At 69.3% G+C, this 11797-nt stretch carries 10 protein-coding genes; 3 read left to right on the forward strand and 7 right to left on the reverse strand.

Going from position 1 to position 11797, the window contains the following annotated elements:
- Window positions 1-46 precede the first annotated feature (46 nt).
- The 3 genes from AB0B91_RS56335 (at window position 47) to AB0B91_RS56345 (ending at window position 3058) form a co-directional block, all read left to right on the forward strand.
- Entirely contained in the window at window positions 47-1519 is a 1473-nt protein-coding gene (locus tag AB0B91_RS56335) for an aldehyde dehydrogenase family protein (protein ID WP_358339977.1), read from the forward strand.
- A 456-nt stretch (window positions 1520-1975) separates the two neighbouring features.
- The gene (locus tag AB0B91_RS56340; RefSeq protein ID WP_358339979.1) at window positions 1976-2521 is read left to right on the forward strand and encodes a hypothetical protein; all 546 of its coding nucleotides are present in this window, start codon (window positions 1976-1978) and stop codon (window positions 2519-2521) included.
- Between the two features lie 378 nt (window positions 2522-2899).
- On the forward strand, window positions 2900-3058 hold the full coding sequence (locus AB0B91_RS56345; RefSeq protein WP_358339980.1) for a hypothetical protein: 159 nt from the start codon (window positions 2900-2902) through the stop codon (window positions 3056-3058).
- A 266-nt stretch (window positions 3059-3324) separates the two neighbouring features.
- On the opposite strand, the gene AB0B91_RS56350 is transcribed toward AB0B91_RS56345, so the two are convergent.
- The 7 genes from AB0B91_RS56350 to AB0B91_RS56380 all read right to left on the reverse strand — a co-directional run bounded on the left by AB0B91_RS56350 (window position 3325) and on the right by AB0B91_RS56380 (window position 11283).
- The gene (locus AB0B91_RS56350; protein WP_358335969.1) at window positions 3325-3471 is read right to left on the reverse strand and encodes a hypothetical protein; all 147 of its coding nucleotides are present in this window, start codon (window positions 3469-3471) and stop codon (window positions 3325-3327) included.
- Window positions 3472-3698: 227 nt separating this feature from the next.
- On the reverse strand, window positions 3699-3914 hold the full coding sequence (locus AB0B91_RS56355) for a hypothetical protein (protein WP_358339982.1): 216 nt from the start codon (window positions 3912-3914) through the stop codon (window positions 3699-3701).
- 8 nt (window positions 3915-3922) lie between these two features.
- Complete coding sequence (locus AB0B91_RS56360; RefSeq protein WP_358339984.1) at window positions 3923-5854, reverse strand: protein kinase; 1932 nt, start codon at window positions 5852-5854, stop codon at window positions 3923-3925.
- A 360-nt stretch (window positions 5855-6214) separates the two neighbouring features.
- Window positions 6215-8845 carry a BTAD domain-containing putative transcriptional regulator gene (locus tag AB0B91_RS56365; RefSeq protein ID WP_358339985.1) on the reverse strand — a complete coding sequence of 877 codons (2631 nt, stop codon included), beginning with the start codon at window positions 8843-8845 and terminating at the stop codon, window positions 6215-6217.
- A gap of 552 nt (window positions 8846-9397) precedes the next feature.
- Entirely contained in the window at window positions 9398-9523 is a 126-nt protein-coding gene (locus AB0B91_RS56370; protein ID WP_358339987.1) for a hypothetical protein, read from the reverse strand.
- 410 nt (window positions 9524-9933) lie between these two features.
- On the reverse strand, window positions 9934-10125 hold the full coding sequence (locus tag AB0B91_RS56375) for a hypothetical protein (protein WP_358339989.1): 192 nt from the start codon (window positions 10123-10125) through the stop codon (window positions 9934-9936).
- A 45-nt stretch (window positions 10126-10170) separates the two neighbouring features.
- Entirely contained in the window at window positions 10171-11283 is a 1113-nt protein-coding gene (locus AB0B91_RS56380) for a hypothetical protein (RefSeq protein ID WP_358339991.1), read from the reverse strand.
- Window positions 11284-11797 lie beyond the last annotated feature (514 nt).

The following is an 11797-nucleotide window of genomic DNA, read 5'->3' on the forward strand; positions in this document are numbered from 1 at the left end:
TTCGCACGACAGCCTTTCGCACAGCAGCCTTTCGCACAGCAGACAGGTGTGGCAGCCACCGGCCGGCGGCTTCTGGGAAGGCGCCTGGCGCGACGGTGACCAGCGGATGTCCGTGCACGACCCGGAAGACGGGGCGTACGTGGGGACCGTGATGGACGCCACGGATGCCGAGGTCCGGCGCGCCGTCGCCTACGTGTCCCAGGGACAGCGCCGTCTGACCTGGCCGCTATGGGAACGACGTGCCGCCGTCGAAGGTACGGCGGCCGCCCTCGCCGCGTCGGCGGACCGGTTCGCCACGATCATCGCCACCGAGGGCTGCAAGACCATCACCGAAGCCCGCGCCGAAGTCGGGCGCGCGATCGAAACACTGCGGCTCACCGCCCAGGCCGCGGCTGCGCTCACCGGTCGCACCGTCCCGTTCGACAACACCCCACGCGGCCTGGGATGGACCGGCTGGTACACCCGTGAACCGGTCGGCGTCGTCGCCACGATCACCCCGTTCAACGACCCGCTCAACCTGGTCGCGCACAAGCTCGGACCGGCGCTTCTCGCCGGCAACGCCGTGGTGCTCAAGCCCGCCCCGGCGACACCGCTGACCGCGCTGGCACTCGTCGAACTGTTCCTGGACAACGGCGTACCCGGCGAATACCTGGCCGCCGTGCCCGGTGTCCACGCCGGGCAGGCGCTGGTGGCCGACCCGCGGGTGGACGTGGTCTCCTTCACAGGCGGCCCGCGCACCGCCGACCGCATCGCACAAGGGGGGCCGGCCCGCAAACTCATCATGGAACTCGGCGGCAACAACGCCCTGATCGCCTGCGCCGACGCCGACCCGGCCGCCGTCGCCGCCGCGGTCGTCGACGGCGCGTTCGGGGTCGCGGGCCAGAACTGCCTTTCGGTGCAGCGCGTCTTCGTCGAAGCGGAGCTCTACCCCGAAGTGCTGGAGAGGGTCGTACGCGCCACCGCCGCCCTCGTCGTCGGCACCAAGCATGACCCGGCCACCGACGTCGGCCCACTGGTCACCGAGGCCGAAGCCCAGCGCGTCGCCGCCTGGATCGACGAGGCCGTCGCCGCCGGTGCGACCCTCCACACCGGGGGCGCCCGCAAGGGGAGCTTCGTGACACCCGCGGTGCTCACCGACGTGCCGGACGACGCACGGATCCGCGTCGACGAGGTATTCGGCCCGGCGGTGCTGCTCGACCCGTTCTCCGATCTGCGAGAGGCCATCGCCTCGGCGAACGCCGTCGACACCGGTCTGCAAGCCGGGGTGTTCACCCACGACATGGACCGGGCCTTGGCCATCGCGGACGCGCTCACCGCCGGCGCCGTGCTGATCAACTCCAGCTCGGACTTCCGGATCGACGCCATGCCCTTCGGCGGCTTCAAGCGATCCGGCATCGGTCGCGAAGGCATCGAGTCCGTCATCGACCAGCTGACCGAACCGAAGATCGTCGCGATCAACAGAGGCCTCCGTGGTTCACCTGGTGCGATGGCGGGCTCGTCTCAGCGAACCGTGAGGTGAGGGGAGACCGCCTCGCTCATGCCCGATCCCAAGCCGATCCCGTCGAATGGATCGCGTAGCTCGTCATCGATCATCGCACCCAGACCAGCCCGTACCTCGCCCCAGCCGATGGCCGGGCCGGTAGCGAAGGCGGCCTGAGCCTCAGCCGTAGGAACGAACCGGCGCACGCTCACCTCGGTCGGACGGGGCCACAGAGCTTCCATGTCTCGATATGTCCGGCAAATGCCCGGCTGATGGCCTGGCCTGAACCTCCTGGGCTGTAGAAGCCTTGAAAGGCATGCGATCAGGGCGTCGGAGGCCGGCATGCGACCACGGCGATCCACCACTCAGATGGAGCCACCCGATCGCCCGCGAGGGCAGTCAGCTCTGACGATCAGCGGCTGTTCCGCCCTGGAACGGGTGTCGCGACCGACAAGCCGCGACTCCGCCATTCTCGGATCCCCGAACGGAGTCAGCATGACCAGAACTCGCCGCTTCCTCACCATGCTCGCCACCGCGGCCCTCTTACTGACCGCCCTCGCCACGCCGACCCAGGCGATCTCGTCGCTCAAGGCGGCGGCGGCACCCGCCAAGCACTGCGTGATCGTCGTCGGCAAGGCACCTCCAGGCCAGCCGTCCCCCATCCGCTCCTCCGCGTGCTCCGCCGACTACGCCACAGCCCAGCGCGAGGCCGGCGCGACTGCGACTGTGCTGCTCATGGAGTGGTTCTGGAACGCCAACAACTCGCCCCCGAACCTGACCCACATCCATGGCGACTACGGAGACTGCGACTCCGCCGGCTACCGCATCATCGTCAAGGACGACTGGGCGAACAACATCTCCGGCTTCAACTCCTACAGCCACTGCAACGTCGTCACCGGCTTCAACTGGCCATCGACCGTCGACTGGAGCGGCGATGAGCAGACCTGGTCGAATTACAGCGTTTGCAGCTGCCTCCTCCAAGGCTGGGTTGGCTCGTTCATGAACGACCGCATTGAGGCCTTCTGGATCCGCAGGGGCTGACCTGCTCCCTTTCGAGCCGTCATGGTGCACCGTGCCGTATCCGGAGGGGGTGGCCACGATGGCCGACCGCGGAGACTTCGAGGCGTTCGTCGGCAACAAAGCGGCTTACCGGCGGTGACACCCGCCCTGTACGGGCAGATCGGCTCGCCAGGCTGGCTCGGGTCGGTCATCGTTGAAGGACGCGGGTTCGATTCCCGCCACCTCCACTGTTCCACCAGACCGCCTCTGGCCTGCCGAAATATCGGCAGGCTGGGGCGGTTTTCGTGTGTGTGTGGACGCATCGCGCGAAGCCTCAGAGGTTGCTTCCAGTCGCGCCGGGGCCGCGACCCCTGATCGAAGCTCCGCTCTACGGATCCGTCCGCGAGCATAGGCCCGACGATGGCGATCGACATCGTGGTCATCCGGGACAAAAACACCATGGTTTTGCTGGAGCACGATAACTTCTATGGCCAGTTCAAATCCGGTCTCACGAGGGTCGCTGCCGCAAAGGCTGTGGCAAAGCTTCGAGAGACTCAGAACAGCTCAGGGGAGAGCTAGAGGATCTCTTCCGCCTGACGCAGACGGCGTTTACTCGCGGCGTCGTAGGGCGGCCCCGTACTGGCCCAGCCGACTGAAGTCCTCACCTTCGCCCAGGTTGCGAACAAGTATCTGACCACCCTCGTGGACATCGAGCGGCGGACCATCGGTCAGTACCGCAAGACGCGGCAGCCATACCGGCAGGTCAAATTGCCGCCGGACGAGTGACCATGAAGGCGGAGCATCCCCCCGTCCTGCCGGACGGGGGGCCAATGTACCGCCGCGCCTTACCGCGCCATGGACCCTTGCGGTGATGGTTGTTGCGGCTTGCGGATCACGGTATCCGCATGCACAGGAGTGATGCCCAGCGCCAGCACGGCGGCCAGGCTGGCGGCCAAAGCGGCGGCACGGCGAGTCCAGGTACGGGTCTTCATACGGCTCTCCCAGTCGGCCGATGATCATGACAGTACTGTCCAACAGCATCAGTGCTACATCCCCACCCGTCCAGGACGCAAAGCCATGACCCAGCCGCCAATCCTCAAGTGCTCGGATACGGAATGACCGGCACACCGGACAATGCGATCATTCTCGGCTACACCCATCGGCAGCCCGCCCACATCAAGGCTGTCGTACGACAGCTGGCCGCCGCGATCGAGGAACATCAGCTCTCGCGGTAGCAGCGGTGCACCGGCATCGGCCCGGCTTCGTCATCCGCCCTCAGCCCCAAACCGGTCACCTCGGAGTTCGACCTGCTCACCGCCCGCGAACGATAGGTGCTCCACCATCTGGCGCGGGGGCTCGGCATCGCCGGGATCGCCTGCTCTGGGCCGAACGGATTGTCGGCTTGCGGTGAGTCGGTCACGTTCCAGGAGGTCACCAGGCACTTCACCCCGGGGTTGCGGTCAGGGCGAGGTCGTCCACGGTCACCGTGACGGGGGTGTCGGTGGCCGTACGGGACAAGAAGGTCAGGACGCCGGCCCCACCCGGGACCTGGAGTCCGGAGGTCGCGTCCGTGACGGAGAGCAGCCAGTCCGGCTCGGGCGCGCCGATGGCCCAGACCTTGCCACGGATCGTGGTCGGCGACGTGCCGGTGACCTGGACGCGTACCCGCAGCGCGATGCCCGCGCCCGCGGTCAGCCCGGGGACCCGCAGTGGCTGCGCGAGGTCGATCTCGCTGCGGCCCGCCTCGGAGCGGATCAGCTGGAACAGGACCTTGCCGTTGGGCCGCAGGCTCACGTGCGCCCGGTAACCCCCCACCGTCGGGGCCCTGCGTCCGACGGCGGACACGTAGATGCCGCTGCCGGTGGGGGGCTTGTCGCTGACGAAGGTGAAGCCGAGGTCGGTTCTGGTCTCCTTCACCCCGTCCAGGTACGCGCTGGAGCCGGCTCCGGGGGGCATCGTGATCCGGCCCTTCTTGCCGTCCACCGAGTAGCCGCTCGCCGGAACGCCGACCGACCAGTGATGCTCCCCGTCGTCCGTCGTACCGAATCCGGTGCTGACCGTGCGCCCGAACGTGTCGGACACCCGCAGCCCCCCTCCCGGGACCGCCGACTCACCCGGACTCGCCGACCCGCTGGGCGAGACCTCCCGTGAGCCCGACGGTGAGCCCGATGGGGGCTCGGCGGAGGTGGGGGCGGAAGAGTCGGGACGTGAGGCGGCCGAGGAGTCCGGCTCACCGGTACCTGAAGACGCATGGGACCCCGTCCCGCCGAACGGCCGCAACCAGGCGAGCGCCCCCACCACGACCGCGACCAGCGCCGCCGCCACGGCGAGCGCGGCACGGCGGCTCCGCCCAGCGGTCCACCCCATGAGCGCCGGGGCCCGCGAGGAGGGCGGGGTCGTCGGCTCCCCGGCCGGTCCCGCTGTGCCCCCACGACCGATGGGTTCCGCGGTGTCCCCACGACCGGCCGCCCCGGCAAGATCCCGACCGCCGGCCGCGTCCGACGTTCCCCGATCGTCGGCCGGTTCGGCGGCGAGGCGGCTGCCCAGGCTGGTGAGCTCCACGATCGACCGGCCGTGGCCACCGGACACTGGGTCGATCAGGCGGGACAGCAGCTCGCCCGCCGCCGGCCGGTGCGAAGGGTCCTTCTCCAAGGCGGCGGCGATCGAGTCGCGCAGCGGTGGTGGGACCGCTGACAGATCCGGTTCGTGGGTGACGATGCGGGTCAGCACGTCCGCGATGCCCGCGGCGGCGAACGGGGAGGTGCCGGTGGCGGCGAAGACCATGGTGCCCGCCCAGGCGAAGACGTCCGAGGCGGGTGAGGCGGGGGCGCCGCTCAGCTGTTCGGGCGCCAGGTAGGCAGGGGTGCCGATGAGTCCGCTGGTCATGGTCGTGACACCGTCCGCGCGGGCGATGCCGAAGTCGACCACCCGGGGACCGTCCGGGCCGAGCAGCACGTTGCTCGGTTTGAAGTCGCGGTGCACGACGCCGGCCGCGTGGATGGCGGCCAGGGCCGTCGTGGTGCCGACGGCCAGCCGTTCCAGCTCGCCGCCGTGCAGGGGGCCGTGCTCGTGCACCCGTTCCGCCAGCGTCGGCCCGTCCACGAACTCGCTCACCACGTACGGACGCGGTCCGTCCGGCACGGCCGTGAGCACACGGGCGGTGCAGAAGGGCGCCACGCTCTCCACCGCGGCCAGCTCGCGGGCCAGACGGGCACGGGCCTCGGCGTCGGCCCTGATCAGCACCTTCACCGCCACCCGCTGCCCAACTGGATCGCGGGCCAGGTAGACGATCCCCTGGCCGCCTTCACCGAGCCGGCCCAGCAGCTCGAACTCACCCAGGCGCGGAGGATCCTCAGGGGCCAGAGGGGCAACCATGCCCCATACGGTACTGATCCGCTCAACCAAGTGTGAGACGTCCAGGCCGGGCTCCTGCGTCCAATGTGACGAGCTCGCCCTTCCCCGCGAACGCGGCGGCCACCGCCCCGCCGAGCCGTGACGCCAGGTTGGCACGTCGCCCGCGGGCGCGGACAGCACGGCGTCAGGGCAGCCCGCCGCGCAGACGGCGTCCGCGTCCTGGCGGTACGTTTCCCGGCCCGTCCAGCGCAGCTCCCCGCGCGAGAAGTAGCCTCGGTACGACCCGCTGCCGGGATTCGCCACCACCACGCCATCGGACGAGACCGCGACGATCATCGGGCCGGGCCCGTACGGGGCGGGCGACGGCGTCACACCAGGTCGTCACACCAGGGCGGCGAGTAGGTCCAGCGCGGTCGTCCTGCCGGGTTTGTCGGCGATGGCGTCGAAGATCTTGAAAGCGTCCTCGGCCAGCTTGCGCGCCGAGTCGCGGTCGCCCTCAGCCCGGTTGACCTGGGCCAGCGCCAGCAGCGCGTGCGCGTCCAGCAGCCGGTCGCCGAGCCGTACCGCGATGGACCTGGCCCGCTGCGCGCAGTCCCTGGCGTCGGGCACCCGCCGCTGCGCCAGCCGTGTCGCGGCCAGCTCCAGCAGGGTGTCGGCGTGCCGGTGCCGGTCGCCCAGAGCATCGAAGAAGCCTGCGGCGGCGGCGAGCCGGTCGGCCGCCTCGTCGGGACGGTCGGCCCGCCGCAACACCGCGCCAAGCGCCTGCTGCGCCTCGGCGTCAGCCCTCCCGCCGCTGAAGGCGTGCAGAGAGGAGGTCAGCTGGCGTTCTGCCTCGTCCAGACGGCCCTGTTCCAGATACACCTGGCCGATCCTGCGCCGGACCTGCGCGGCCTCCTTGCCGCTGGACGTACCGGGGCTGGTGAACGCCCCAAGCGCCCGGGTGAGCAGATCCAGCGCCTCCGCCCACCGGCCCTCGGCCCGGCACAGGTCGCCCTGGTCGCGCAGGAGCAGGGCCTCGGCACGAGCGTCACCCGTGCGTCGCGCCGCCGCGAGGCCGGTCTCGGCGACCGGCCGCCAGTCGTCCAGGAAGCGCCGCCGTTCCAGGAACGGGCCCAGCAGATGCGCGAGCCGCCACGCGCCCTCGTCGAGCCCGGCCCCGTACAGGTCGCCGACCAGGGCGGCGAGGAACGCGCGCTCGGCGACGAGCCACTCGACCGACTCCTTGATGTCCCTGGTCACGAAGCTGCGCATGGTCGGCTCACCAGAGACCAGCGGGAACCGGGATGCCTGCACCCGGGCGATCACGACGGCCTGGAGCCGCGCGAGCGCGCCCCGTACCGCATGTACGCCCTCCTCCTCCACCAGTCGCTCGCGGGCGTAGAGCCGGGTCAGGTCGTGCATGCGGTAGCGGACCTGGCCCGCCACGTCCACGGTGTGCGCTTCCAGCAGGCCGGCGTCCACGAGCGTGTCGGCCTGGTCGCCGAAGATCTGGGCGGCCCAGTCGGCGACGTCGGGGGCCGACAGCGCGCCCAGCAGGCGCACCATGCGGCGCGCCGGCGTGGGCAGGCCTTCGTAGCCGACCGCGTACACGCTGCGGACCGTCTGGTCGCCCGAGTGAAGGCGGTCCAGACGCCCGAACTCGTCCTCCAGCAGGCCCGCGAGATAGCCAGGGGTCCAGCCTGGTCTGGTGGCCAGGCGGGACCCGGCGATGCGCAGCGCGATGGGCAGCCCGCCGCAGAACCGCATCAGCTCCCGCACCCCGCCGTCGTCCGCCCGTTCCTCGCCGATGAGCTTGACGAGCAGGTCACGGGCCTCGTCGTCGTCCAGGACGCCCAGCGGCAGCCGTACGGCGCCGGTCAGCCCGCCGAGCGCCGACCGGCTGGTGATCACGGTGGGGCACGAGGTGAGCAGCGGCCGTACCTGGGACTCGTCGGCGACGTCGTCCAGCACGACGAGCATGCGGCGGTTGGCGGTGTAAGTGCGCAGCAGCCGCTGTCGCTGGCCCTCCGATGCCGGTACCGCTTGGGCCGGGCAGCCGAGCCAGCGCAGGAAATCCTCCAGGATCGCGCCGGGCCGGGTGGACTCGCGCAGGTCCGCGTACAGGATCCCGTCGGGGAAGCGCTCCCTGTGCCGCCAGGCGGCGCGTACGGCGAGCGCCGACTTGCCCACCCCGGCCGGGCCGTGCACGACGACCAAGCCGGAGAACACCTGGTCGAGCAGGTCGGCGCGGCCGGTGAAGTGGGTGACGTCCCGCGGCAACAGCACCGGCGGGCCCGCGGAGACGTGCAGCATGACGTCGTCGTGCAGCATGCGGTGATAGAGCAGCTGCAGCTCGGGGTCGGGCTCGATGGCGTGCCCGCCGTCGAGCTCGTCGCGCAGCGCCGTGTACGCGGCCAGCGCCTCCACGCGCCGCCCGCTGCGATAGAGCGCCAGCATGAACTGGCCGCGGAAACCCTGCCAGAGCGGGTGCTGCGCGACCAGCCTCCGCACCTCGGACAGCAGCTCGCGGTGCCGGCCCGCGTCCAAATCGAGCTCGATCCGGCGCTCCAGGGCGAGCAGGCGAAGCTCTTCGAGCTCCTCGCGCAGCCGCCCGGTCTCGGCCCAGCGCCTCGCGTCAGGGTCCACGTCCGCCAGAACCGGCCCGCGCCACAAGCCCAGCGCCTCCCGCAGCTTCCCGCCGTCGCGCCCGGACAGCCCCTCCTGAATGAGTCGGCGGAAGCGACCGACATCGAGCTGATCGTCGTTGATGGCCAGCGTGTACGTGCCGGACACGGTGGTGATGACGTCCTTGCCGATCTGCTGCCGGAGCCGCCCGATGTAGCCGCGGATCAGCGAGTCTGACCGGTCGCCCTCCTCCAGCGGCCACAGCAGCTGTCGCAGCCGCTCGACGGTGAGCGGGCGGCGGGCGTTGAGCACGAACATCGCCAGCAGATCACGGTGCTTCGGGGCGGTGGGGGTGCGATCCTCGGCGCCGTCGTGTACCGACAATGCCCCCATAATCCGAAATTCCATGACAAATCCCCCGGGTGCGGCGGGCAGGACGTGGCGTCAAAGCCTCCACGATCCCACAGCTCCACCGCACCTCGCGCCCGGGATTCCACACCGTTCCCGGCCAGTGAGCAGGTGTCAGTTTCCGAAGTCGAGTGCACGGATGTTGCGGAGTGGTCCGCACGCCCCTATCGGGCGTACAGACCATCCGGGACATCGCCGCGCCTGCATGACGTCTGAACCCCAGGTCTGTCAACACCCGTGCGTTCACTGGCGCGGGCGAGTCGCAAATCCCTACTCGAAGATCGTGACCTGGGCGTGGAAGGGGTGCGTCTGCGCGGTCGCGAGGTGCCGCCCGGCGCTGGGGCCGTACTTGCTGGGGGGTTCTTTCGGCCGCGAGCCCTCACGCGGGGCAGGGCGATGTCCTGACTCAGCGAAGCTGCGCCTGATCGGCGGATCCGATGCGTTGGCTCAGACAATCTGCTGCGACTCGGTGAAAGTGATGCGAGAAGGCGTTCGCCGTGCCGTGATCACCACTCCGGTTCGGTGGTCACGGGCTGATCCCCCGCCCAGCAGTCATGCGGCGAGCATGTCGAGCGGCCCGCTGACAAGTACCAGGGCGAACGCCGCCCAGCGGAACAGATGCAGTGGCCGAGTGCGATGCAGGAGCGCGCCGAGAACCATCTCGAAAGCGCCCCTCACAGCCCACCACGCTACTAGGTACAGCCAATACGTGGGCGGTAATGCCCCACTGATCAGAGACGCGTCCGTACATGAAATGGTCCCGGACATTCGTGTTGAGGCGGGCCACGCCGGCCTGAGACAGCCTGAGCCGGGCACGGGCCAGAGCGTCGGTAGCGCGAACCTTCAATTCGCCGCCCCGCACCCGCAGCTTGTGGGGGTCGAGAAGGTCCAACACGATAGACAGCGCGGCGAAGTACAACATGACCTTCCCGAAACGGCCCCACACCAGCATGGGCCACCCCCACACAACCATGCTCGTGGTTGAACGGCCGTCGAACCATGTGGCGATCACGTCAACAAGTTCGTTCACGGGCTGCTCCTTCGCGTGTGCAGCGGCCTTCACACAGGTTCCAGCCTTCCCGGTTCGCTCACAGATCACCTGCTCCGGGACGACCGGGGTCGAATTCCCAGCCGTCGAGGCGGAGCCGTCCGCCATCGGACCGGTCCGCGCCGATCACCACCGTCGCCGGCGTACAGGCTCGCGGGCCGATGCCCAGCATCAGGTGGCTCTGCGGGAAGCCGATCGTCAAGAAGCTCATCCCCGCGTGCACGAACGGCAAGTGGGAGCTCCACCACTGTGCGCGACCGGGCTCCTACGCGCGAGGTCACTTGGCGTGTGGATAGGCGACCATGGTGTTTGTGGAATCGTCCCAGAACAGACCGTATCCGGAGTAGTCGCCGAAGGGAGCCACGATGTAGTCGCCGGGCTGGACCTGGCCTGTGGCGAGGTCGATGATGACCCGCGGGTCGGCCTGGTCGGCAGTCGAGGCGCCGATACCGAAGGCGACGCCGTCATCGGTCACACCGGTGAGATGGACCGGCTTGTCCCGGTCGGTCTCCTCGAAGCAGTGGCCGGTGCCCTTCTCCAAGTCGAAGGCCGTGTGGCTGCGGACGAGATAACGGCCGTCGGCAGACAGGGAAGCCTCCTTGGAGTCGTCGGCCGTCACACGCTGATCCGGCGCACAGTCAACCTTGGCGCGGGCCTTTCCCGTGGCGGGGTCCAGGACGGCCCACGTGTCGTTGGGCGCGCCTTCGTCGCGCCACTGCGCGACGAGGGAGTCCTTGACCGGGGCGATGAAGATCTTGTGCTCGCCGTTGGTGGTGAGAACTCCGCCTGACCAGGCTCCCGGCACCCAGTAGTGGCGGCGGGGTTGGGTGTTGGTGGCCAGCAGCGGCCCGCGAGGGGTGACCGCTACTGCCTTGGTTGACGCGAAACACAGCTTGCACTCGCTGGCTGGAGGTTTCATCTTCCTCAGGTCGTACGTCTTCGTCGCGCCTGTGGCCGGATCCACGGTCACCACCACGTCGTTGTCCAGCTTCACCAGCAGTCCGCCACCGCCGTTGGTGACCGCACCCTCGCCGTCCAGTTCGAGATGGTAAGCCGGCTTGACGCCGTCTCCAGCGGCACGGGCGGGGAAGATGTCGATCGTCGTGACCTGCCGGCCCTTGCTGACCACGTCGGCGCCCTGAAAGCCGGACGCGGAGGCGACCAGGTAGTCCTTTCCCTGCGCAGTGACCGAGAACGCTGACATCAGGCCGGGGCCCTTCACCTCGGTCTTCCACAGGCTTCGGCCGCTGGTCACATCGAGCACGGTGAAAGTGCCGTCGTTCTTGCCGCCCTGCCGGAAGACGGCGACCGCCCCGGAGTGCGGCAGGGTGAGCTGGTCCCCTGGCAGATCTGACTCCCAGCCGCGGGAGGTGTCATAGAGGCTGGGCACCGACAGCTGCGTTTTCGGCCCGACACGTTCAGGGGAGGCGGCCGCGGACGGTGTCCGCGTGCTGGTCCGGGACCCGTGCGACCTTCCCGAGCCATCGCTTTCCGCACCTCCTCCGCAGGAGGTGAGAAGGCCGGCGGCTACCACTGCCACGAGCACACACCTGGGCCGATTCACACGAATCCTCCATAAAAGCAGAACGCAGCGGCTGGTTTGACTGCCGAGATCACTGCAAAGTTCGGGGGGCGTTTTGGACCTGTATAGGCCGTGGATCTGGCACGGTCGCTCTCACCAATTGCCCCCGTGCGAATGGGATCAATTCCTGATGACTGTGATGCACTCGCCACTGGCCGACCGATGGATGATCACCTTGATCCGGAGTCGCCGCCGGAGGCACGCCGTCAGGATGAAGGTGATGGACACTAGGAGTGTCCTGAAGATCTTGATGGTCTGGCCAGGCCGGGATCGGGGATTCAGACTTGGGTCATGATGGGCCGTCGGAGGGTTCCGGCTGGGC

It is taken from the genome of Nonomuraea sp. NPDC049141, assembly GCF_040648415.1.
Classification (GTDB): Bacteria; Actinomycetota; Actinomycetes; order Streptosporangiales; family Streptosporangiaceae; genus Nonomuraea.